The 26274-nt window shown below is 72.8% G+C and carries 2 protein-coding genes and 1 pseudogene; all 3 read right to left on the bottom strand.

The genetic code is table 11. The features are described 5' to 3' along the window. Positions 1 to 4: 4 nt before the first annotated feature. Complete coding sequence (locus tag H074_RS42010) at positions 5 to 7876, bottom strand: type I polyketide synthase (RefSeq protein WP_007029781.1); 7872 nt, start codon at positions 7874 to 7876, stop codon at positions 5 to 7. Between the two features lie 82 nt (positions 7877 to 7958). Further along, positions 7959 to 21761, bottom strand: a pseudogene (locus H074_RS42005) (SDR family NAD(P)-dependent oxidoreductase); the annotation flags it as partial. Positions 21762 to 21800: 39 nt separating this feature from the next. After that, a complete protein-coding gene (locus tag H074_RS09320) occupies positions 21801 to 26153 on the bottom strand; it encodes a type I polyketide synthase (protein WP_476692300.1) in 4353 nt (1450 codons plus the stop codon). Positions 26154 to 26274 lie beyond the last annotated feature (121 nt).

Raw genomic sequence — 26274 nt, 5'->3', positions numbered from 1 at the left:
GGGGTCAGAGTTCGTTGTCCAGCAGGGCGAACATGTCGTCGATGGTGTCCACTTCCAGATCCGCGTCGCCGCCGGACGGCCGCACCCGGTCCTGCCACAGGGAGACCAGGTTCCGCAGCTTCGCCTCGACTTCGCCGGCACCCACCGCTTCGAGGTCCACTGTGGACAGATCGGCGGCGAGCCGGTCGATCCCCGACGCCAGTCCGGTTTCCGCGGCTGGGGCGGCCGGTCCCGCGGCGTCTATCTCGGACTGCAGGAACTTGGCGAGGTCGTCCGGGGTCGGGTAGTCGAAGATCAGCGTCGCGGGCAGGCGCAGCCCGGTGGCCGCGTCGAGGCTGTTGCGCAGTTCGACCGCGGTCAGCGAGTCGAAGCCCAGTTCGGTGAACGCCCGGCCCGGCTCGATCGCGTCCGCGCCGTCGTGCCCGAGCGCCGCCGCGGCCTGGCCGCGCACCACGCCGAGCAGCACCAGTTCGGCGTCCGCCTGCGACAGCCCGGCGAGCCGTCGCTTGAGCCCGTCGGCCTGCGCCGCCGCGTCCACCGGTGCGGCACGCCGCACCGAACCGCGGACGAGACCGCGCAGCAGCGGCGGCACCGGCCCGGTCATCGACCGGAGCCCGGCGACGTCGAGCTTCACCGGCACCGAGACCGGTTCGGCCAGGCCGGTGGCCAGGTCGAACAGCTCGAGACCTTCGGCAGGGTCGAAACTGCCGACCCCGTCGCGGCCCATCCGGTCCGCGTCCGCCGAGTCGCCCATGCCGTCGGCCCACAGACCGAAGGCGAGCGACGTCGCGGGCAGCCCGAGGCCGCGGCGGTGGTGCGCCAGCCCGTCGAGGAAGGTGTTCGCCGCCGCGTAGTTGGCCTGCCCCGGCGCGCCGAGCACCCCGGCGGCCGAAGAGAACAGGACGAACATCGTCAGGTCGTGGCCGCGGGTCAGCTCGTGCAGGTTCCACGCCGCGTCCACCTTGGGCCGCAGTACCTTCTCCAGCCGCTCGGGGGTCAGCGCGGTGAGCAGGCCGTCATCGAGGACGCCGGCCGCGTGCACCACGCCGGTCAGGTCCGGCGTGCGGTCCAGGACCGCGGCGAGCGCGGCGCGGTCGGCGGCGTCGCATGCCTCGATCCGCACGGTCGCGCCCAATCCGGTCAGTTCCGCCGCCAGTTCGGCCGCGCCGGGCGCGTCCGGACCGCGACGGCTGGTGAGCACCAGATCCCGGACGTCGTGCCGGGTGACCAGGTGCTTGGCCAGCACCGCGCCGAGACCACCGGTGCCGCCGGTGACGAGCACCGTTCCGCCTTCCGGGCGGCGCGGCACCGTCAGCACGACCTTGCCGACGTGCTTGGCCTGGGACAGGAAGCGCAACGCCTCCGGGGCCCGGCGCAGATCCCAGGTGCGGATCGGCAGCGGGGTGAGCGCACCCTGGTCGAACAAGGCGATCAGCTCCTCCCACATCTGCGCGATCCGGCGGTTGCCCGCGTCGATCACGTCGAACGCCCGGTAAGTCACACCGGGATGGTGCCCCGCGGCGCCGCCGTCCGGACGGACGTCGGTCTTCCCCATTTCCACGAACCGCCCACCGCGCGGTAACAGGCGCATCGAGGCGTCGATGAAGTCGCCCGTCAGCGCGTTGAGGACGACGTCCACGCCGTTCCCGCCGGTGGTCTCGCGGAACCGCTCCTCGAAGTCGAGCGTCCGCGACGACGCGATGTGGTCGTCGGCCAGCCCTGCCGCGCGCAGGACGTCCCATTTGCCCTCGCTCGCGGTGCCGAACACCTCGGCACCGAGGTGCCGGGCGAGTTGCGTGGCGGCCATCCCGACACCACCGGCGGCGGCGTGGATGAGCACCGACTCGCCCTTCTTCAGCGCGCCGAGGTCGGTCAGCGCGTAGTAAGCGGTGAGGAAGACCAACGGGACCGACGCGGCCTCTTCGAACGTCCAGCCTTCGGGCATCTTGGCCAGGAGATCCCGGTCGGCGAAGGTGAGCGGGCCGAACCCGCCGTGCACCAGGCCCATCACGCGGTCGCCCGGGACGAGGTCGGTCACCTCGGACCCGACATCGGTGACGACACCGGCGGCCTCGTACCCGATCCGCCCGGCGTCACCCGGGTACATGCCGAGCACGTTGAGCACGTCGCGGAAGTTCGTCCCGGCCGCCCGGGTGGCGATCCGGACCTCGCGCGGCAGCAACGGTTCGAGCACATCGGGGTACGGCTCGAAGGAAAGCCTGTCAAGGGTGCCCTTGACGACGCTGTCCAGGCGCCAGGCCGGTTCGTGCCACGGCGGCACGAGATCCGGCGACGACGCGGCGGTCAGCAACCGGGTGGCGTGGACGACGCCGTCCCGCACGGCCAGCTGGGTTTCGTCGCCCAGCACGGCCAGCGCGGTGTCGACGTCGGCCTCGGCCGCGTCGAGCAGCACCAGCCTGCCGGGATGCTCGGACTGGGCACTGCGGACCAGGCCCCAGACCGCGGCCGATGCCGGGTCGACAGTGTCCGAAGCAGACACCGCGACCGCGTTCTCGGTGCGCACCACGAGCGTGGTGTCCTTCTCCGCGGCCAGCCATTCCTGCAGCTTCGCCAGCGTGCTCCGCAGAAGCGCATGCGTGGCAGCCGGGGTGTCTCCGGCCACCGGTACCGCCGAGAGCACCTCCGCCGGCGAAACCTGGGCCTCGTTCGTGACCTGAGCCCAGCCGAGCCGGAACAGTGCGTCCGAAGTGGACGGAGCGGCCGGGCCGAGGTCGGTGACCTCGCGCAGCAACAGCGATCCGACCGTCAGCACCGGCGCTCCGGCACCGTCGGTGAGTTCCAGCCGCACCGAGTCGGTTCCGGAGGAGGCGACCCGGACCCGGGCGGCGGTGGCGCCGGCCGCGTGCAGGACGACGTCCCGCCAGAGGAACGGCAGGCGGGTGGTCTCGGCGTTCCCGGGCAGCAGGCCGATGGCGTGCAGCGCGGCGTCGAGCAGGGCCGGGTGCAGCCCGAACTTCCCGGCGTCGCCGTGCGCGGCGGCGGGCAGTTCGAGGTCGGCGCAGACCTCGTCACCCACGAGCCAAGCCGCGGTGAGGCCCCGGAACACCGGCCCGTACTGCAGGCCCGCGTCGGCGAGACCCGGGTAGAGCTCGGTGACGTCGATGCTCTGCGCCCCCGCGGGCGGCCACGCGGTGTCCTTGGCCGCCGGGTACGCGTCACCGGGGGCGAGCAGGCCGGTCGCGTGCTCGGTCCACGGGTCGTCGGCCAGCCGCGAGTGGATCGACACCGGACGCCGTCCATCGTCGTCCGCGGCGCCGAGGGCGACCTGGACGGCGAGTCCGCCGGACTCCGGCAGCACCATCGGCGCGGCCAGGGTCAGTTCGGCCACGCGGGCGCAGCCGAGTTCGTCGCCCGCCCGGACGGCGAGCTCGACCAGTGCCGCGCCGGGGACCAGCACGGTGCCGAGCACCGCGTGATCGGCCAGCCACGGCTGCGCCGCGCGGGACAGCCTGCCGTAGCCGACCAGGCCGTCCTCCCCCGCCGTCGGCACGGTCGCCCCGAGCAGCGGGTGCCCGGCCGCGGCCAGGCCCAGCCCGGCGGCGTCACCGGCGACGGCGGGCGGGTCCAGCCAGAACCGCTCGCGCTGGAAGGCGTACGTGGGCAGCGGGACGGCGCGAGCGTCGGTGCCGTTGAAGAACGCCGTCCAGTCGACGTCGGTACCGGACGCGATTAGCCGGCTGAACGCGAGGGCAGCGGTCTGCCGTTCGTCGCGCTCCTTACGCAGGAGCGGGACGAACACCGCGTCGGGCGCGGTATCGAGGCCCATCGCGGAGAGCACGCCGTCCGGACCCAGTTCGGCGAACCGGGTGACGCCCGCTTCGGCGAGCACGCGGACGCCGTCGGCGAACCGCACGGTCTCGCGGACGTGCCGCACCCAGTACCCCGGGTCGGTCAGATCCGCCGATTGGGTCACTGTCGAGACGATCGGGATCCGTGGCTCGGCGTAGCTCAGGCTCTCCGCCACTTCGGCGAAGTCCGCCAGCATCGGCTCCATCAGCGCGGAGTGGAACGCGTGCGAGACGACCAGGGCCTTGGTGCGGCGGCCTTCCTTGGCGAACGCCTCGGCCACCGCGTGCACGGGACCGTCCACACCGGACAGAACGATCGCCTGCGGCCCGTTCACCGCGGCCAGGCAGACCTCGCCGGACAGATGCTCGCGCACCTCGTCCTCACTCGCCTGCACCGCGACCATCGCGCCGCCCTCGGGCAGCGCCTCCATCAACCGGCCACGCGCCTCGACGAGCTTGGCCGCGTCCGCCAGGGACAACACCCCGGCGACATGCGCCGCCGCGATCTCGCCGATCGAGTGCCCGGCCAGGAAATCGGGCCGGATCCCCCACGACTCCACGAGCCGGAACAACGCCACTTCCAGTGCGAAGATCGCGGGTTGCGCGGTGCCGGTGCGATCGAGATCGCCATCGAGGGGAAGGAGCGCGGCGACCTCGTCGTAAGCCGCCGCGAACACCGGGAAGTCGGCATAGAGCCCTTGGCCCATGCCGAGCCGCTGGGAACCCTGACCGGTGAACAGCATCGCGAGTTTGCCCTCGGCCGCGCGGCCGGTGACGACCTCCGGGGTGGTCCGGCCACCGGCGAGGGCGGCCAGTCCGGTGCGCAGCGCTTCGGCGTCGCCGGTGAGCACCGCCCGCCGTTCGAACGCCGTCCGGGTGGTCGCCAGCGCGTAGCCGATGTCGACCGGGTCGGCGAATCCGACGGTGCCGAGCAGCCGTCCGGCCTGGGCCCGCAGCGCGTCTTCGGTGCGGGCGCTGAGCACCCACGGGAGGAGCGACGGCGGCGCAGGTGTCCTCGCAGGCGCCGAGGGTTCCGGAACCTGCTCCAGGATGACGTGCGCGTTGGTGCCGCTGATGCCGAACGCCGAGACCGCCGCGCGGCGGGGACGGTCGGCCTCGGGCCACGGCCGCGCCTCGGTGAGCAGCCGGACCTCGCCCTCGCTCCAGTCGACATGCGGGGACGGCTCGTCGACGTGCAGGGTCGCGGGCAGGACGCCGTGCCGCATCGCCTCGACCATCTTGATGATCCCGGCGAGCCCCGCGGCGGCCTGCGTGTGGCCGATGTTGGACTTCACCGAGCCGAGCCACAGCGGTTCTTCGCGGTCCTGGCCGTAGGTCGCCAGCAGCGCTTGCGCCTCGATCGGGTCGCCCAGCGCGGTGCCGGTGCCGTGCGCCTCGACGATGTCCACAGTGGACGATTCGACGCCGGCGGCCGCCAGCGCGCGGCGGATGACCCGCTGCTGCGAGGGACCGTTGGGCGCGGTCATGCCGTTGGACGCGCCGTCCTGGTTGACCGCGCTGCCCTTCACGACCGCCAGCACGTGACGTCCGTTGCGGCGCGCGTCGGAAAGCCTTTCCAGGAGCAGGAACCCGGCGCCCTCGGCCCAGGCGGTGCCGTCGGCCGCGGCGGCGAACGGCTTGCAGCGGCCGTCAGCGGCCAAGCCGCGCTGACGGGAGAACTCGATGAACGGGTTGGGACTGGCCATCACGGTCGCGCCGCCGACCAGCGCCAGCCCGCATTCACCGGAGCGCAGCGCCTGCGCCGCCCAGTGCAAGGCGACCAGCGAAGACGAGCACGCGGTATCGACCGACACGGCCGGGCCTTCGAGCCCGAAGGTGTAGGCGACCCGGCCGGTCAGCACGCTGCTCGCGCTGCCGGTCCCGAGCAGGCCCTCCATCCCCTCCGGAGTGGCGGCCAGGCGCGAGGCGTAATCGTCGTACATGACGCCGGCGAACACCCCGGTGGCGCTTCCGCGCAGCGACACCGGGTCGATCCCGGCGCGCTCGAACGCCTCCTGCGCGGTCTCCAGCAGCAACCGCTGCTGCGGGTCGACTGTGACCGCCTCCCGCGGCGAGATGCCGAAGAACTCCGCGTCGAAGTCGGCGGCGTCGTGCAGGAAGCCGCCCTCGCGGGCGTAGCTGGTGCCGGGGTGGTCGGGGTCCGGGTGGTACAGCCGGTCGAGATCCCAGCCGCGGTCGGACGGGAACGGCGTGATCGCGTCGGTTCCCTCGGCGACCAGGCGCCACAGGTCTTCCGGCGAGCTGACGCCGCCCGGGAACCGGCAACTCATCGCGACGATCGCGATGGGCTCGTCCGGCTCGGCCACGCGGATCGGCTCCTCGTCCACACCTGCCTCGTCACCGGCCAGTTCGCCGCGGATGTGCGTGGCCAGCGCCGCCGGATTCGGGTGGTCGAACACCAGCGTCGCGGGCAGCCGCAGGCCGGTCGCCTCGCCGAGACGGTTGCGCAGTTCGACGGCGGTGAGCGAGTCGAAGCCGAGTTCGGTGAACGCGCGGCCGGCCTCGACCGACGTCGCGGTGCCATGTCCGAGCACGTCCGCGACATGCCCCCGGACCAGGTCGACCAGATGCGAGAGCTGGTCGGCGGGCGAAAGCCGGCTGAGTGTCGCGGTCAGCCCGGCGGCGGCCGCGGCGTTGGCCGCGCCCCGTCGCTTCGGCACCCGCACCAATCCGCGCAGCGCGGGCGCGGGCTCGCTCGTGCGGGCCAGCGTGCGCAGCGTCGCCAGATCGAGCTTCACCGGCACAGGGACCGGAGTCGAGGCGGCCAGCGCGGCGTCGAACAGCGCCAGGCCCTCTTCGTCGGTCAGCGCGCCGAATCCGGCGCGGGCCAAGCGGTCCACATCGGACTGTCCGCCCATGCCGTTGGCCCACAGGCCGTAGGCGAGCGAACGCGCGGGCAGCCCTTCGGCGTGACGGCGGCGCGCGAGGTCGTCGAGCAGGGCGTTGGCGGCGGCGTAACTGGCCTGCCCCGGGCCGCCGAGGATCCCGGAAACCGAGGAGATCAGGACGAACTGCGTCAGCGGCGTGCCGAGGGTCAGTTCGTGGAGCGCGAGCGCCGCCTCGGCCTTGGGCCGCAGCACGGTGTCGAAGCGCTCCGGGGTCAGCTCGGTGACGACACCGTCGTCGAGCACACCGGCCGCGTGCACGATCCCCGTGAGGTCTTCGATGCCGTCGAGCAGGGCGGCGAGCGCGTCGCGGTCGGTGACGTCACAGGCGACGACCTCGGCACCGAGCTCTTCCGCCAGCTCCGCCGCACCGGGCGCGTCGAGGCCGCGGCGGCTGGTGAGGATCAGCTTGGTGACCTCCGGCGCGAGGTGCCGGGCGATCGCGGCCCCGACCCCGCCGGTGCCGCCGGTGACGAGAACCGTGCCCTCGCCCCAGATCGCGGGCTCTCCCGCCGTGGCTCGGGCGAGCCGCGGGACTTCCGCGACGCCGTCGCGGATCCGGACCTGCGGTTCACCGGTGGCCAGCGCCAAGCCGACGTCATCCCCTTCGAGGACGACGAACCGGTCCGGGTGTTCCGAAGCCGCGGTGCGGGCGAGACCGCGCACCGCGGCCCCCGCCGGAGTGTTGCCGGTGCGGATCACCATGCGCGTTCCACCGTCGGCCAAGAACTCCTGGATCGCGGCCAGCGTCGCGGCCAGCGCGTCCCGCGGTTCGCCGTCCGGTGCGGTGAAGACCTCGGCGTCTTCGACAGCGGCGCCCTCGGCGGGCACTTCGGCCCAGGTCAGCTCGTACAGCGAGTCCGTGCCGCGCGGCCTCGGCGCCTCGGCGGTCCGGACGTTCACGGTGCCGAGGGTGACGACCGGGGCGCCGCTCGTGTCGGTGGCCAGTAGCGAAACGGTGCCGGGCCCGGTCGGCGTGACCCGGACGCGCAGCGCGGTGGCGCCGGTGGCGTGCAGGGTGACATCGCCGAACAGGAACGGCAAGCGGGTCCCCTCGCCCGGGAGGAGTCCCAAGGTATGGAGCGCCGCGTCGAGCAGCGCCGGGTGCAGGCCGAAGCCGTCGACTTCGGTTCCCTCGGGCAGTTCGACCTCGGCGAACACGGTGTCCCCGTCGCGCCAGGCGGTGGTGAGCCCGCNGGGGCCCGAAACCGAGCCCCGCGCCCGCCATATCCGCGTAGAGCCCGTCGAGGGAGAGCGGCTCGGCGGCGGGCGGCCATGAGGTCAGGCCGGACGGCACGGCGACCGTTTCCGGGGCGAGCGTGCCGGTGGCGTGCTCGGTCCACTCCCCTTGCGGGGCACGCGAGTGCACCGAAACCGGGCGGCGTCCGCCCGTGCCCGCCGCGCCGACGAGCACCTGGACGTCCAGCGCACCGTGTGACGGCAGCACCAGCGGTGCGGCGAGGGTCAGTTCCTCCACGCCTCCGCAGCCGGCTTCGTCACCGGCGCGGACGGCGAGTTCGAGCAGTCCGGTGCCGGGGACGAGGACCTCGCCGAACGCGGCGTGCCCGGCCAGCCACGGATGCGTGGCGACCGACAGCCGTCCGGTGAGGACCCAGCCGTCACCGTCGGCGAACGGCACCGCGGCGCCCAGCAGCGGGTGCCCGGCGGGCTGGAGCCCGGCCGTGGTGACGTCGCCCGTGCCGCTTCCGGCGGCGAGCCAGAACCGGCGGCGGTCGAACACCGACGTCGGCAGGTCGACGACGCGAGCGCCGGTCGGGCGGAACACCGCGGCCCAGTCGACGGTGACGCCGCGGGTGTACGCGGCGGCCAGGGTGGTGAGCGCGGTCTCCGCCTCGTCGCGGTCGGCACGCAGGAACGGCGCCGCGAACGTGTCCGGGCCGTCGTCGGCGAGCGCAGTCAGCACGGCGGCCGGGCCCAGTTCCAGGAACCGGGTGACCCCGGCCTCGCGCAGCCACGCCAGTCCGGTGGAGAACCGGACGGTGGCGCGGACGTGCTCGACCCAGTACTCCGGTTCGGCGACCCGGGCCGTGCGCTCGCCGTCCACTGTGGACACGAATGGGATCGTCGGCTCGGAGAAGTCGAATTCCCGCACCACGGCGGCGAACTCGTCGAGCATCGGCTCCATCAGAGCCGAATGGAAGGCGTGCGAGACGTCAAGCCGCTTGGTGCGGCGGCCGAGCTTCTCGAACATCTTGGCCAGCTTGAGCGTCGGCGACGCGGCTCCCGAAAGAACGACCGCGTCGGGGCCGTTGACGGCGGCCAAGGAGACCTTCGGCGTCAGGTGCTCACGCACCTCGTCCTCGCTCGCCTGGACCGCGACCATCGCGCCGCCCTCGGGCAGCGCCTCCATCAGCCGGCCGCGCGCTTCGACGAGCTTGGCCGCGTCTTCCAGCGAAAGCACGCCCGCCACATGCGCGGCCGCGATCTCGCCGATCGAGTGCCCGGCCACGAAGTCGGGCACGATGCCCCAGGACTCGGCGAGCCGGTACAGCGCGACTTCCAGCGCGAAGATCGCGGGCTGCGCGGCACCGGTGCGGTTCAGGTCGCCACCGGCCGGGAGCAACGCCGCGACCTCGTCGTAGGCCGCGGCGAACGCCGGGAAGGCGGCGTACAAACCGCGGCCCATGTCGGCGCGCTGCGAACCCTGGCCGGTGAACAGGAACGCCGTCCGACCGGGCAGCACGCGTCCGGTGACGACCGACGGGGCGGCCGTGCCTGCGGCCAGCGAGCCGAGTCCGGCACGGAGATCCACGTCCGTGGCGCCGAGCACGACGGCACGCCGTTCGTGCGCGGTGCGGGTCGTGGCCAGCGCGAAGCCGACGTCGACGGGCTCGCCGTCACGGTCGAGCAGGCGCCCGGCCTGCTGCCGCAAGCTGTCTTCGGCGCGGCCGGACAGCACCCACGGCACGAGCGCGGGGGCCACGACCTCGCGCGGGGCGGGAGTTCCGGCCGGAGGCTGTTCGAGGATGACGTGCGCGTTGGTCCCGCTGATCCCGAAGGACGACACGGCGGACCTACGGGGCCGTCCGGTCTCCGGCCACTCCCGGCCTTCCGCGAGCAGTTCGACGTCACCGGCTTCCCAGTCGACGTGCGGGGTCGCCTCGCCGAGGTGCAGCGTCGGCGGCAGGACACCGTGGTGCATCGCCTGGACCATCTTGATGATCCCGGCGACACCCGCCGCCGCCTGCGTGTGACCGAAGTTGGACTTCACCGAGCCGAGGTACAGCGGTTCTCCGTCACGCTCGCGGCCGTAGGTGGCCAACAGCGCCTGAGCCTCGATCGGGTCACCCAGCGTCGTGCCGGTGCCGTGCGCCTCGACAGCGTCCACAGTGGACGACGGGACACCGGCGGCGGCCAGCGCCTGACGGATCACGCGCTGCTGCGAGGGGCCGTTCGGGGCGGTGAGACCGTTGGACGCGCCATCGGAGTTGACCGCCGAGCCCTTGACGACCGCGAGCACCCGGTGACCGTTGCGGCGCGCGTCGGAAAGCCGCTCCAGCACGAGCATTCCGGCACCTTCGGCCCAGCCGGTGCCGTCGGCGTCGGCCGAGAAGGACTTGCAGCGACCGTCGGCGGCGAGTCCGCGCTGACGGGAGAAGCCGATGAACGTCTCCGGCGTCGCCATCACGGTCACGCCACCGGCCAGCGCCAGCGAGCACTCCCCCGACCGCAGCGCCTGCGTCGCCCAGTGCAGGGCGACCAGCGACGACGAGCACGCGGTGTCGACCGAAACCGCGGGCCCCTCCAGGCCGAGGGTGTAGGCGACACGGCCGGACAGCACGCTGCCCGAAGTGCCGGTGCCGAGGAAGCCCTCGACGTCGTCGGGGACGTCGTTGCCGAGCCGGGTGCCGTAGTCGTGGTACATGACGCCGGCGAACACCCCGGTCGGGCTGCCCTTGAGCGATGCCGGGTCGGTGCCGGAGCGTTCCAGCGCCTCCCAGGCGACTTCGAGCAGCAGGCGCTGCTGCGGGTCCATGGCGAGGGCTTCACGCGGCGAGATCCCGAAGAACTCCGGATCGAAGTCGCCCGCGTCGTGCAGGAATCCGCCTTCGCGGGTGTAGGTCTTGCCAGGCTGGTCGGGGTCGGGGTCGTAGATGCCGTCGACGTCCCAGCCGCGGTCCTCGGGGAACCGGGTCACGCCGTCGCGGCCACCGGCGACGAGGTCCCACAGCTCTTCCGGTGACGTCACTCCGCCCGGGTAGCGGCAGGCCATGCCGACGATGACGATCGGGTCGCCGTCGGCGCGGGCGGCGGTGAAGACCGGGGTCGCGTCGGCGGGTTCGTCGAGCAGTTCGGCGAGCAGGAATTCGGCCAGCGCCACCGGGGTCGGGTGGTCGAAGGTCAGCGTCGCCGGGAGCCGCAGCCCGGTGACCGTGCCGAGGCGGTTGCGGAACTCGACCGCGGTGAGCGAGTCGAATCCCAGGTCACCGAAGGCACGGTCGGCTTCGACGGCGTCGGGGCTGGTGTGGCTGAGGACGTGCGCGGCCTCGGTGCGGACCAGTTCGGTCAGCAGTCGCGTGCGCTCACCGGCGGGCACGCCCGCCAAACGTTGCCGCAGTCCCGCGGCTTCCGCTTCCTCCGCCGCACGGCGCCGCCGCGGCCGGACCAGGCTCCGCAGCACATGCGGTATCTCGGCTTCCGCCCGCAGCGCGGCCAGATCGAGCTTGGTCGCGACGGGACGGGGATCGTCACCGAAGGCCAGCAGGTCGAACAGCTCCAGCCCGGCTTCGACGGGCAGCGCCGCTCCACCGCGCCCCTCACCCATTCCGGTTTCCCAGAGGCCGTAGGCGATCGATGTGCCAGGCAATCCCCGGGCGCGTCGATGTGCGGCGAGTCCGTCGAGGTAGCCGTTGGCCGCCGCGTAGTTGGCCTGACCGGGTGCGCCGAGCGCGCCTGCGATCGACGAGAACGTGACGAACAGCTTCAGGTCCGTGGTCAGTTCGTGCAGATGCCGCGCGGCTTCCGCCTTCGGACCCGCCACGGCGGCGAGCCGCTCGGGGGTCATCGCGGTGAGGACGCCGTCGTCGAGGACACCCGCCGCGTGCACCACGCCGGTCAGCGGCTGCTCGGCGAGAGCGAGCACGGACTCCAGCTGGGATCGGTCGGCGACGTCGCAGGCGGCGATCGTCACCTCCGCGCCGAGCGCGGTCAGCTCCTCCCGCAGGGCTTCGGCACCAGGGGCGTCGGCGCCCCGGCGTCCGACGAGCAGCAGATGCCGGACGCCGTGCCGCTCGACGAGCCGCCGCGCGACATGGGCGCCGAGTCCGCCGGTACCGCCGGTGACCAGCACGGTGCCGTCGAGGGTCCAGTCCGGGTCGGCGGTGGCGCGGGCCCGTGTCAGGCGGGGCACGCGCGGGCCGTCCTCGGTGAACGCGATCTCGGGCTCGCCGGTGGCGGCCGCGATCCGGGCATCGCCGGTGCCGTGGACCAGGACGAATTTGTCCGGATACTCAGCCTGCGCGCTGCGCACCAGTCCGGCGATGGCGGCGTGCGCCGGGCTGTCTCCGGTGAGGTGGACGACGAGCCGGTCTTCGGCCGCCTGCAAGGCCTCGAGGGCAGCTTCGACCGACGCGGCTTCGTACACGGCGACGTCTTCACCCTGCGAAGGCAGCGTGACGGGGATCCAGTCGATGCCGAACAGCGCGTCGGCAGCGGCGCTGGGCAGCGGCCCATCGCCCACCGGGCGCAGGCTCAGCGACGCGGCCGTCAGAACCGGGGCACCGGTGCCGTCGGTGACGCGCAGGGAAACGGCGTCCTGACCGGCCGGGGTGAGCCGGGCCCGCAGCGTGCTCGCGCCTGTGGCGTGCAGGGCAAGCCCAGCCCACGAGAACGGCAGCCGCGCCGCGCCGCCGGTCAGGCCGACGGCGTGCAGGACCGCGTCGAGCAGAGCCGGGTGCAGCCCGAACCCGCGGACGTCGGTGCCCTCGGGCAGCGCGACCTCGGCGAAGACCTCGTCACCCTGGCGCCAGGCCGCGCGCAGACCGCGGAACGGGTCCCCGTAGGTGAGCCCGGCCTCGGCCAGCGTGGTGTAGAAGCCTTCCAGGTCAACGGTTTCCGCACCGGGCGGCGGCCATTCCGTCTCCGCGGCGGGCTCCTCGGTGGCCGTGGTCAGCGAGCCGGTGGCGTGCAGCGTCCATTCGCCGTCCTGGGGACGCGAATGCACCGTCAGGGTGCGGCGGGCATCACCGTCCGAAAGGGACACTCGCAGCTGAACAGGGGCCGAGGTGAGCACCAGCGGCGCCTGCAACGTCAGCTCCTCGACGGTGCCGCAGCCGACCTCGTCGCCCGCCCGAACGGCCAGTTCGGCGAACGCGGTACCGGGTAGCAGGACGGCGTCGCGGACGCGATGCCCGGCGAGCCACGGCTGTTCGTCGAGCGACAGCCTTCCAGTGAGCACGAGCCCGCCGCGTTCGGGCAGCGCGACGGCCGCGCCGAGCAGCGGATGGTCGAGCGCGCCGAGGCCCAGCGCGGTGGCGTCGCCGGAGCCCGGCGGGGCCAGCAGCCAGAAGCGGCGGCGCTGGAACGGATAGGTCGGCAGGTTCGCCGGCCGCGCACCGCTGCCGTCGAAGAAGCGGTCCCAGTCGACGGGAGCGCCCGCCGCGTGCACCGCACCCAGCGCGGTCATCGCGGTCCGGGCCTCGTCCTGGTCCTTGCGCAGCGCGGGAACGAAGACGCCGTCGGTGCCCATCGCGGAAAGCACGGCGTCGGGACCGAGTTCGAGGAACGTCGTGACGCCCTCGGCGGTCAATGCCGCGAGACCGTCGGCGAACCGCACGGTCTCGCGAACGTGCCGCACCCAGTACGCCGGGTCGGTCAGCTCGTCGGCGATCCGGCCGGTCACGGTGGAGACGATCGGGATCCGCGGCTCGGCGTAACTCAGGCTTTCCGCGACTTCGGCGAACTCGGCCAGCATCGGCTCCATCAGCGCCGAGTGGAACGCGTGGGACACCACGAGATGCTTGGTGCGGCGGCCATCGTGGGCGAACCGGGCGGCGACCTCGCGGACCGGACCGTCCACACCGGACAGAACGACGGCGTCGGGCCCGTTCACCGCGGCGAGGCAGACCTCGTCGGTCAGGAACTCGCGCACCTCGTCCTCGGACGCCTGCACCGCGACCATCGCGCCGCCCTCGGGCAGCGCCTCCATCAACCGGCCACGGGCCACGACCAGTTTCGCCGCGTCCTCCAGCGAGAACACCCCCGCCACATGGGCGGCGGCGATCTCGCCGATCGAGTGCCCGGCCAGGAGGTCCGGGGTGACACCCCAGGACTCGAAGAGCCGGAACAGCGCCACTTCCAGGGCGAAGATCGCGGGCTGGGCGGTGCCGGTGCGGTTCAAGTCACCACCGGCCGGGAGCAGCGCGGTGACCTCGTCGTAGGCAGCGGCGAAGGCCGGGAAGGTCTCGTACAGACCCTGACCCATGCCAAGCCGCTGCGCGCCCTGGCCGGTGAACAGGAAAGCGAGCCGCCCGGTGACCGCACGGCCGGAGACGACGTTGGCCGCCCGGCCGGTGTCGGCGAACGCGGCCAGCCCGGCGCGCAGCACCGAGGGCTCGGTACCGACGACGACCGCGCGGCGTTCGTGCGCGGTGCGGGCGGTGGCCAGCGTCCAGGCGACGTCGAGCGGGTCGTCCGTCAGGTCGGCGAGCCGCGCGGCCTGGGCCCGCAAGGCTTCTTCGGAACGGCCCGACAAGACCCACGGCAGCATCGCGGGCCGGGCGCCCGGTTCCTTGGTCTCCGATGTGGGGACGTGTTCGAGTACGACGTGGGCGTTGGTCCCGCTGAACCCGAACGAGGACACTCCCGCCCGGCGCGGACGGCCGGTCTCCGGCCAGCTCGCGGACTCGGTGGCCACGCGGATCGCGCCGGTTTCCCAGTCGACCTGGGCCGAAGGGGCGTCGACGTGCAGTGTCGCGGGGACGACGCCGTGCCGCATCGCCTCGATCATCTTGATCACTCCGGCGACACCGGCCGCGGCCTGCGTGTGCCCGAAGTTCGACTTCACCGAGCCGAGCAGCAACGGCTCTTCTCGGTCCTGACCATAGGTGGCGAGCAGGGCCTGCGCCTCGATCGGGTCGCCCAGCCGGGTACCGGTGCCGTGCGCCTCGACGACGTCGACGTCCGAGGTGGACAGTCCGGCGTTGGCGAGCGCCTGGAGGATCACGCGTTGCTGCGACGGCCCGTTCGGCGCGGTGAGACCGCTGGACGCGCCGTCCTGGTTGACCGCGGAACCCTTGAGCAGCGCGAGGACCGGGTGTCCGTTGCGGCGTGCGTCGGAAAGTTTCTCCAGCAGGACGAAGCCGGCGCCCTCACCCCAGCTGACGCCGTCGGCGCCGTTGGCGAAGGCCTTGCAGCGGCCGTCGACCGCCATCGCGTTCTGCTTGCTGAAGTCGACGAACGGATCGGGGTTGGCCATCACGGTGACGCCGCCCGCCAGCGCGAGCGAACACTCTCCCGACCGCAGTGCCTGACTCGCCAGGTGCATCGCGACCAGCGACGACGAGCACGCCGTGTCCACCGACACGGCCGGTCCCTCGAAGCCGAAGGTGTAGGAGACGCGGCCGGACATCATCGCGCCGGACGTGCCGGTGCCGAGGAAGCCTTCGACCTCCTCCGGAATCTTCGTCAGCCGGGAGGCGTATTCGTGGTAGATCGCGCCGGTGAAGACGCCGGTGTCGCTGCCGCGCAGGGTGCCCGGCGGGATACCCGCGCGCTCGAAGGCCTCCCACGCGATCTCCAGGAGCAACCGCTGCTGCGGGTCCATGGCGAGCGCTTCGCGGGGCGAGATGCCGAAGAACTCCGGGTCGAAGTCGCCCGCGTCGGGCAGGAATCCGCCGGTCCGGGTGTGCGACACGCCCTGCTTGCCCGGGGTCGGGTCGAACAGCGCGGCCAGGTCCCAGCCACGGTCCGTGGGGAACTCCGTGAGGCCTTCGCGGCCCTCGGCGACGAGACGCCACAGGTCTTCCGGGGTGTTCACGCCGCCAGGGAACCGGCAGCTGGTCGCGACGATCGCGATCGGTTCGCCGTCCTCGGTGACACGAGCGCGGGTGCGCGGTCCGGCGGTGAGGTCCCCGAGCAGTTCCGAGCGCACGTAACCGGCGAGGGCGACCGGGGTCGGGTGGTCGAAGATCACCGTCGACGGCAGCCGCAGCCCGGTCACGGAGCCGAGCCGGTTGCGCAGTTCGACCGCGGTCAGCGAGTCGAACCCGAGGTCCATGAAACCGCGGCCGGGTTCGACGGTGGCCGCGTTGACGTGTCCGAGTACGAGGGCGACCTGGGTACGGACGAGGTCGAGCAGTTCGCGGTCCTGGTCGGCCTCGGTCAGCCCGGCGAGCCGCCTGGCCAGCGAGGAATCCTGGCCACCGCCCGATTTCGCGGTCCGGCGGCCGGGTTTGACCAAGGCGCCGAGCAGCGGCGGGAGCGGTCCGGACGCGGCGAGCACCGGCAGGTCCAGCTGAACGGGGATGGCGAGCGGCGCCCCGGCGGCGATGGCCGCGTCGAAGAGCGCCAGGCCGTCCTCGACGGCGAGCGCGGGGGTGCCCCCGGCACGCAGTCGCGCGAGGTGGGCCTCGCCGAGCGTCTCCGCCATGCCCGCGGCCCACGGGCCCCAGGCCAGCGACTGTCCGGCCAGACCGAGCGAACGGCGATGGGCGGCGAGGCCGTCGAGGTAGCCGTTGGCCGCCGCGTAGTTGCCCTGTCCCGGCGCGCCGAGCACCCCGGCGGCGGAGGAGAAGGTGACGAACAGCTCCGGGTCACCGGAGAGTTCGTGCAGATGGCGGGCGGCGTCGGCCTTCGGGCCGAGGACGAAGTCGAGCCGCTCTTGGGTGAGCGCGTCGATGGTGCCGTCGTCCAGGACACCGGCGGCGTGCACGACACCGGTCAGGTCGACGCCGTCCAGCAACGCGGCGACCGCGTCACGATCGGCGACGTCACAAGCGACGACCCGCACTTCGGCGTCGAGTTCGTCGGCCAGTTCCCGCGCGCCCGGCGCGTCCAGGCCACGACGGCTGGTGAGCAGCAGCTTCCGGACGCCGTGCGCGGTCACCAGATGGCGGGCGATCAGGGCGCCGAGACCGCCCGTGCCGCCGGTGATCACCACCGTCCGCTCCGGGTCGAGCGCCCTCGGCATGGTGAGCGCGACCTTGCCGATGTGCTTGGCCTGGCTGAGGAACCGGAACGCTTCCCGGGCCTCGCGGACATCCCATGTGCGAGTCGGCAGCGGGGCGAGCGCGCCCGAGGCGAACAGGGCGGTCAGCGCGTCCCACATCTGCGCGGTCCGCTCCGGTCCCGCGTCGATCAGGTCGAAGGCCCGATAGTGGACGCCTTCGGGCTCGCGGATGTCGGTCTTGCCCATCTCCAGGAACCGGCCGCCCGGCGCCATCGTGCGGATCGAGGCGTCGATGAAGTCCCCGGCGAGCGCGTTCAGGACGACGTCGATACCGCTGAACCGCTGCTCGAAGTCGAGCGTGCGGCTCGAAGCGATGTGCGCGTCGTCGAGCCCGGCGTCGCGCAGAACGTACTGCTTGCTTTCGCTGGCCGTGCCGTAGACCTCGGCGCCCAGGTGGCGCGCGAGCTGGGTGGCGGCCATCCCGACGCCACCGGCGGCGGCGTGGATCAGGATCGACTCGCCCGCCTTGAGCCCGGCCAAGTCCACCAGCGCGTAGTAGGCGGTGAGGAACACCAGCGGCGTCGAGGCGGCCTGTTCGTAGGTCCAGTCCGCGGGTTTGCGGGTGATCATCGGCCGTTCGGCGACCGCGACCGGACCGGCGCCGCCGGAGACGAGGCCCATCACCTCGTCGCCGGGCCGCAGGTCGGTGACTTCGGCGCCGACCTCGAGGACGATCCCGGCGAACTCGCTGCCGAGCAGTCCGGCCTCGCCGGGGTACATGCCGAGCGCGTTGAGCACGTCACGGAAGTTGAGCCCGGCCGCGCGGACGGAGACCCGGACGCCCAGCGGGCCGAGCGGCTCGTCGGGCAGCGGCTCCAGCGTCAGGTGATCGAAGGTGCCCTTGCCGGACAGGCCGAGCCGCCAGTTACCGGGCGGCGGGAGCAACCGGCCGGTGGATTCGGGCGTGACCAGCCGCGGCACACGGAGTTCTCCGTCACGGACGGCGATCTGCGGCTCACCGGCGGCCAGCACGGCGTCGGTGATCCCGTCGGCGTCGACCAGCAGGAACCGGTCCGGATGCTCGGACTGCGCGCTGCGCACGAGCCCCCACACCGCGGCGGCTACCGGATCCACATCGGACTGTCCAGTGTGGACAAGGAGTTTCGAGGCGGCGAAGCGCTCTTCGGCCAGGAAGGTCCGGAGGACGTCCAGCGTGGCGCCGGTGACGGCGTGGACGTCGTCACCTGCCGCGCGGTATACGACGACCTCGGGGGCCTCGCCCGTGACGTCGGCGAACTGCGCCCAGCTCGGTGCTTCGGTGTCCGGCGCGGCGATCTGTCGCCACTCCAGCTCGTAAAGCCCTTCGCGGGTGGCCGCGGGGCGCAACTGTCCGGCCGAAACGGGCCGGACGACCAGCGAACCGACGGTGGCGACCGGCGCACCGGTCCCGTCGGCCACGCGCAGGGTGACCGCGTCGGTGCCGGAAGGGGTGAGCCGGACGCGCAACTCGGCCGCGCCGGAGGCGTGCAGGACGACGTCGCTCCACGCGAACGGCAGGCGCGCGGGGCCGTCACCCTCGGCGAGGGCGTGCAGCGCGGAGTCGAGCAGCGCGGGGTGCAGACCGAAGCGCCCCGCCTGGTCACGGGCGGTCTCGGGCAACGACACCTCGGCGTAGGTGTGCTCGCCGTCGCGCCACAAAGAGCGCAAACCCTGGAAGATCTCGCCGTACTCCAAGCCCGCCGCGGCCAGTTCGGCGTAGCGGCCTTCAAGGGACACGGCCTCGGCGCCGCGCGGCGGCCATTCGGCCAGCTCCCAGTCCGGCGTGGAGGCCGTCGGCGCGAGCGCGCCCGTGGCGTGCAGCGTCCACTCCCCCGCGCCGTGCGGACGCGAGTGCACGGTGAGCGGGCGGTGGCCGGAATCCTCCGGTGTCCCGGCCCAGAGCTGCACCTGGACCGCGCCGCTTTCCGGGAGCACCAGCGGTGCCTGCAGCGTCAGCTCTTCCAGTACCGCGAGGCCGGTTTCGTCGGCGGCGCGCACGGCGAGTTCGACCAGCGCGGTGCCGGGTACGACGACCTGGCCGTGCACCATGTGGTCGGCCAGCCACGGATGTGTGCGCAGGGAAAGACTTCCGGTGAACAGGAATCCGCCCGCGTCGGCGACCGAGACGGCGGCGCCGAGCAGCGGGTGGTCGAGCGAGCCGAGACCGAGGCCCGCCGCGTCACCGGCGGCGTGGGTCGCGGGAAGCCAGTAGAACTCGCGCTGGAACGGGTAAGTGGGCAGTGCGACCGGACGCGCGCCGTCGAACGCGGCGGCCCAGCCGACCTTTCCGCCGTGGACGTGCACGGCGGCGAGTGCGGCGACGAAGGTCTCGGGTTCGGGCCGGTCGCGGCGCAGCACGGGCACGAACAGGCCCTCCGCGCTCTCCTGTCCCGCGGGCGAGAGGATGCCGTCCGGGCCCAGTTCGAGGAAGCGGGTCACCCCGGCTTCGGCCAGCGCCTCGACGCCATCGGAGAACCGGACGGCTTCGCGCACGTGCCGCACCCAGTAGGCCGGGTCGAGGATTTCGGCGGTTTCGGCGATGCGGCCGGTGACGCCCGCGATCAACGCGATCTTCGGCGTCTTGTAGGTGACGCGGCGGGCGACGGCGGCGAAGTCGTCGAGCATGCCGTCCATCAGCGCCGAGTGGAACGCGTGGGACACGGCGAGGTTCTTGGTCCGGCGGTCCTGCCCGGCGAACACCTCGGCGACGGTCCGCACGGCGTCCTCGGTGCCGGAGACGACGATCGCGCGGGGTCCGTTGACGGCCGCGATATCCGCGCTGGCGACCAGAGCGGCGCGGACCTCGTCCTCGGTCGCCTCGATCGCGCACATCGCGCCACCGCGCGGCAAGGCGCTCATCAGGCGGCCGCGCGCGGCGATCAGTCCGGCCGCGTCTTCCAGCGACCAGATACCCGCGACGTGCGCGGCGGCGAAGTCGCCGACGGAATGGCCGATCAGGAAGTCCGGGACGACACCCCAGGATTCGACCAGCCGGTAGAGCGAGACCTCCAGCGCGAACAGCGCGGGCTGAGCGTTCGCGGTGTCGTTCAAGGCCTCGGCGTCGTCACCGAAGACGGTCTCGCGCACGCCCGGCAGCAGTTCGCAGACCTGGTCGAACGCGGCGGCGAAAGCCGGGTACGCCTCGTACAGTTCGCGGCCCATGCCGAGGCGCTGCGAACCCTGTCCTGTGAAGCACACCGCGAGGCTGCCGTCGGTGGCTTCGCCGACGCCCGGATCCCCTTCGGCGATCGCCGTCAGACCGGCGCGCAGCGTGGCCTCGTCGCGGCCGGTGACGACGGCACGGTGTTCGAAGACGGAGCGGGTCGCGGCCAGCGACCAGCCGATGTCCGCCGGGTCGCCCTCGACGTCCAGCAAGGCGCGGGCCTGGGCACGCAGCGCCGCCGGGGTGCGGCCGGACAGCACCCACGGGATCACCGGCGGGATCACCGGCGGGATCATCGGCGGGATCACGGCGTCCACTGTGGACTCTTCGGTTTCGGGAGCCTGCTCCAGTAGCACGTGGGAGTTGGTGCCGCTGATGCCGAACGACGAGACGCCCGCCCGGCGGGTCTCCCCTTCCGGCCAGGATCGGGCGGAGGTCAGCAGTTCGATCGTGCCCGGTGACCAGTCGACCTGCGGGCTCGGCGCGTCGATGTGCAGGCTCGCGGGCAGGATGCCGTTGCGCAGGGCCAAGACCATCTTGATGATCCCGGCGACACCCGCCGCGGCCTGAGTGTGACCGATGTTCGTCTTCACCGAGCCGAGCAGCAGCGGCCCGCGCTCACCGCGGTCACGGCCGTAGGTGGCTTGCAGGGCCTGGACCTCGATCGGGTCGCCCAGCGTCGTGCCGGTGCCGTGCGCCTCGACGACGTCGACGTCCTTCGTGGACAGACGTGCGTCGGCCAGCGCCTGGCGGATGACGCGCTGCTGCGACGGCCCGTTCGGCGCGGTGAGCCCGTTGGACGCCCCATCCTGGTTGACCGCCGAGCCGCGCACTACGGCCAGGACCGGATGTCCGTTGCGCCGGGCGTCGGAAAGCCGCTCCAGCACGATCATGCCGGCACCCTCGCCCCACGCGGTGCCGTCGGCCCCGGCGGCGAACGCCTTGACCAGGCCGTCGCGGGCGAGACCGCGCTGGCGGGAGAACTCGATGAACGCGTCCGGGCTCGCCATCACGGTGGCACCGCCGGACAACGCGAGGTCGCACTCCCCCGCGCGCAGCGCCCGGACGGCGAGGTGCAGCGTGACCAGCGACGCCGAGCACGCCGTGTCGACGGTGACCGAGGGGCCTTCGAGCCCGAGCACGTAGGAGATCCGTCCGGAAAGGACACTGCCGGAGATGCCGGTGCCGAGGTAACCCTCGACGCCTTCGACGCCCTTGGGCAGGTCACGGCCGTAGTCCTGGCCGTTGGTGCCGACGAAGACGCCCGCGCGGCTTCCGGACAACGACGCGGGGTCGATCCCGCCGCGCTCCAGGGCCTCCCACGACGTCTCCAGCAGGAGCCGTTGCTGCGGGTCCATCGACACGGCCTCGCGTGGCGAGATGCCGAAGAACTCCGGATCGAATTCCCCTGCGCCCTCGACAAATCCGCCTCGGTCGACGTAGCTGGTGCCCAGGTGGTCCGGGTCCGGGTCGACGAGCGCGCCGACGTCCCAGCCCCGGTCTTCGGGGAACCCGGTGATCCCGTGCTCCCCGGCGGTCAGCAGTTCCCAGAACCGCTCCGGCGTGCGGACGCCGCCAGGGAACCGGCAGCCCATGCCGACGATCGCGATCGGTTCGGCGGCGCGGTCCTCCAGCGCGGCCAGCCTGCCGCGCGTGCGCTGCAGTTCGCCGGTGACTCGCGTCAGGTAGTCGCGAAGCTTGTCGTTCTCACCCACGGTGTCCCCACTCATCGGTCGAGGTCGCGTGCACCCGGCTCAAGCGCCGAGTTGCCGGTCAATGAAGGCGAAGAGTTCATCGTCCGAAGACGGCGTGAAGCCGGGGCCGTCGAGGCTCTCGGCGAGTTTCCGCAGGCGCGCGCCTGCCTTGGCGTGTTCGTCACTGCCCGGGTCGAGGCGGCTCAGTGCGGCTTCCAGACCGTCGAGCAGGCCGTCCACGTCGATGTCGTTGACGGCGGCTCCGGCGAGTTCCTGCCAGAGGTAGGCGGCCAGCGCCTGCGGTGTCGGATGGTCGAAGACGAGCGTCGCGGGCACGGCGAGGCCGGTCGCGGCGTCGAGACGGTTGCGCAGTTCGACCGCGGTGAGCGAGTCGAACCCGAGTTCGGTGAACGCGCGGTCCGGTCCGATCGCCGACGTGTCCGGATGGCCGAGCACGCGGGCCACGGTCTCGCGGGCGACCTTCAGCAGCAGCCGTCGCTGTTCGGGTTCGATCAGGCCGTTCAGCCGCGACCGCAGATCCGCCACCGGCGCTTCGGCGACGGCGGTTTCCGGCCGGGGCAGTTCGGCGAGCATCGGAGCGGCGCGGAAGTCCTCGAAGAACGACGGCCAGTCGAAGTCGGCGATCGTGACACAGGTGTCGTCGGCGGCGATCGCCCGGACGAACTCCTCAGCCGCGGCCTCGGGGGTCATCGGGCGCAAACCCTTGCGGCGGACGGCGTCGTCGACGGCCTCGGCCATGCCGCCCTCGGCCCACGGGCCCCAGGCGATCGACACCGCCTTGACGCCTTCGGCCCGCCACTGGGTCGCGAGCGCGTCGAGTTCCGCGTTCGCGGCGGCGTAGGCGGCCTGACCGCCGTTGCCGAGCACCCCTGCGACGGAGGAGAACAGCACCAGCGCGTCGAGGTCTTTGGTGAGCTCCCGCAGATGTCGCGCGGCGGTCACCTTCGGCCGGGCGACGGCTTCGAACCGCTCCGGGGTGGCGTCGTCGAGCAAGGCGTCGTCCAGGACGCCCGCGGTGTGCACGACCACCCGGAGATCGTCGATGCCGGTGACCACTGTGGACAGTGCGTCGCGATCGGCGGTGTCGCAAGCGTGGATGCTGACGCGGGCGCCGAGGCCTTCCAGCCGTTCGCGCAGTTCCGCCGCACCCGGCGCTTCCTCACCTCGCCGCGAAAGGAGCACCAGATGTTCCGTTCCGGCACGGATCAGCCGTTCGGCCACGAATCCGCCCAGCGCCCCGGTGCCGCCGGTGATCAGCGCGGTGCCCGACGTGCTCCACGTCGTGGCGGGTGCGGGAGCAGCGGGAACGAAGCGACGGGCGAAGATGCCGTCCTCACGGATCGCGACCTCGTCCTCCGGGCCGCCGAGCACTTCGCTGAGCCGAGCGGCGGCGTCCGTCTGGTCAGGCACGATCACGCAGCCGCCCCAGCGGCGGGGCTGCTCGATCGCCGCGACCCGCGCGACCGCGGCGACGCCGGGATCGCCGGTGGCGCACCAGATCTTCGCCGGGGTGTCCCGCAGGAGGGCGGCGAGCGCGGCACCGTCTGCCGGGAAGGCGAGGACCGGGCCGGTCTCTGGGACCTCCGTCACCAAGGGCGCGTCGAGTGCCTTCGCGGCGGCTTCTGCCCATGCGTTGCCTTCGGCGGCGTAAACAGTCCAGGCTTCCTGCGTCACCATCGGTTCTATCGGGCGCCACACGATCTCGTAGCGCCGGGCAGGGGGCGCGCTCCGGTCCGCGGCGGCCAGCCAGAAGCGGTCCCGCCGGAACGGATACGTCGGCAAGTCGACACGAGTGGCGCCGGTGCCGTCGAAGATGCGGGCCCAGTCGAGCCCGACCCCGGCGGTGAACAGCCTCCCCCGCGCCAGGTCCGCGGCGGCGGCTTCGTCGCGGTCTTTCCGTTGCGTGGCGATGAAGACACCGTCGCTGACGCAGTCCGCGCCGAGCGCCGTCAGGGACGCGTCCGGCCCGATCTCGACGAATCGCCGGACTCCGCGCGCGTGGAGAGTGGCGATGCCATCGGCGAACCGGACGGGCTCGCGCACCTGCCGCACCCAGTACTCCGGGTCGCGAACGTCACCGGAAACAACCGGAATCCGCGGCTCGGCGTAACTCACACTCGCGGCGACCTCACGGAAGTCGTCGAGCATCCCGTCCATCTGCGCGGAGTGGAAGGCGTGGCTGACCGAGAGCCGCTTGGAGCGTCGGCCCGGGAAGGCTTCGAGCACCGCGGCGACCGCGGTTTCCTCACCGGAGAGAACCAGGGACGATGGCCCGTTGATCGCGGCGATGCTCACGCCGCCGGGCAGGTCCAGTTCGGTTTCGGTGGCCTGCAACGCGACCATCACACCGCCCGAGGGCTGCGCCTGCATCAGCCGGCCGCGGGCCGCGACCAGGCGGGCGGCGTCGTCGAGCGACCACACCCCGGCGATGTACGCCGCGGCGAGATCACCGATCGAATGCCCGAGCAGGAAGTCCGGTTCGACACCCCAGGACCGCACCAGCTCGGCCATCGCGACCTCGAAGGCGAACAACGCGGGCTGCGCGACGTCGGTCCGGTCGATCCTCGTCTTGTCTTCGCAGGCAAGGACTTCGGCGAGCCGGAAGCCGGTGTGCGCGTCGAGCCGTTCGGCGACGCGGGCGAATTCCTCGCCGAAGACCGGGAAGGCCGTGGCGAGCCCGGCGCCCATCGCGAGCCGCTGCGCCCCTTGCCCGGTGCACAAGAAGGCGAGTTTGCCGCTACCGGCCCGGCCGGTGACGACGCCGGGTGCGGACTCACCGCGGGCCAAGGCGCCGAGGCCGGTGCGGAGTTCGTCTTCGTCGGCGCCGGTGACGACCGCGCGATACGGCAGCGCGGCCCGGCCCGTCGCCAAGGACCACGCGATGTCGGCGGGGTCTCCGCCGGTCTGGAGCAGCCGGTCGGCCAACTCGGGCAACGCGGCCTCGGTCCGCGCGGACAGCACCCACGGGACCCGCACCCGCTCGGCCGTCGCGGTCTCGACGGGTGCCGGTTCCGGGGCCTGGCGGAGGATGACGTGCGCGTTGGTGCCGCTGATCCCGAACGACGACACCGCGGCCGCGCGGGGGCGGCCGGTCTCGGGCCAGGGCCGGTGCTCGGTGAGCAGTTCGACCGCGCCCGAATCCCAGGCGACGTGCGGGGAGGGCTCGTCGGCGTGCAAAGTGCGCGGCAGCTCGCCGCGGCGCAGCGCCTCGACCATCTTGATGATCCCGGCGACCCCGGCGGCGGCCTGGGTGTGCCCGATGTTCGACTTGACGGAGCCGAGCCACAACGGGTTTTCCCGTTCACGGCCGTACGTGGCCAGCAGGGTGTCGGCCTCGATCGGATCGCCGAGTTTCGTGCCCGTGCCGTGTGCTTCGACGACGTCGATGTCCGAAGTGGACAGCCGGGCGCTCGCCAGCGCGGCGCGGATCACCCGTTGCTGCGACGGCCCGTTCGGCGCGGTGAGCCCGTTCGACGCGCCGTCGGAGTTGACCGCGGAACCCTGCACGACGGCGAGCACCCGGTGTCCGTTCCGGACGGCGTCGGACAGCTTCTCCAGCAGCAGGACACCGGCGCCCTCGCCCCAGCCGGTGCCATCGGCACCCGCGCCGAACGACTTGCAGCGCCCGTCCGGGGCGAGCCCGCGTTGACGGGAGAACTCGATGAACGTGTCCGGGACGGCCATCACGGTCGCGCCGCCCGCCAACGCGAGCGAGCACTCCCCCGCCCGCAGCGCCTGCGCGGCAAGGTGCACGGCCACGAGCGACGACGAGCAAGCGGTGTCGACCGACACGGCCGGACCCTCGAAACCGAACGTGTAGGCGACACGGCCGGAAAGCACACTGCCCGCCGTGCCGGTGCCGAGAAAGCCCTCGACACCTTCGGGCAGCTCGGTCACGCCGGATCCGTAGTCGTGGTACATGAGCCCGGCGAACACGCCGGTCGCGCCGCCCTTCAACGCCGAGGCGTCGAGCCCGGCGCGCTCGATCGCCTCCCAGCTGATCTGCAGCAGGAGCCGCTGCTGCGGATCCATCGCGAGCGCTTCCCGCGGCGAGATGCCGAAGAACTCGGGGTCGAATTCGGCGGCCTCGTGGAGGAATCCCCCTTCACGCGCGTACGACGTGCCGGGGTGATCGGGGTCGGGGTGGAACAGCTCGGCGAGATTCCAGCCGCGGTCGGCGGGGAACTCCGAAACCGCGTCACGGCCGGCGGCCACCAGATCCCACAACGCTTCGGGCGAGTCGACCCCGCCGGGGTAGCGGCATCCCATGCCGATGATCGCGACCGGTTCCCTCGCCGCGTCGGCGAGTTCGCGGTTGCGCGCGGCCAGCCTGCTGTTCTCCTTGACCGACTCCCGCAGCGCGGTCACCAGTTCTTCGGGTGTCGCCATCAGATTCTCCGGACCGGACGAGACGGACGCAGCTCGGGCATGGCCTCATCCTGGGCGCGGGCGCCGCTCCCCCCGCGCGCTCTTCGCCACCCCGGCCCCATTGCCCGGTAACCGGGGGCCCACT

The organism is Amycolatopsis decaplanina DSM 44594 (assembly GCF_000342005.1).
Lineage (GTDB): Bacteria > Actinomycetota > Actinomycetes > Mycobacteriales > Pseudonocardiaceae > Amycolatopsis > Amycolatopsis decaplanina.
This window is presented reverse-complemented; position numbering and strand designations above follow the sequence as displayed.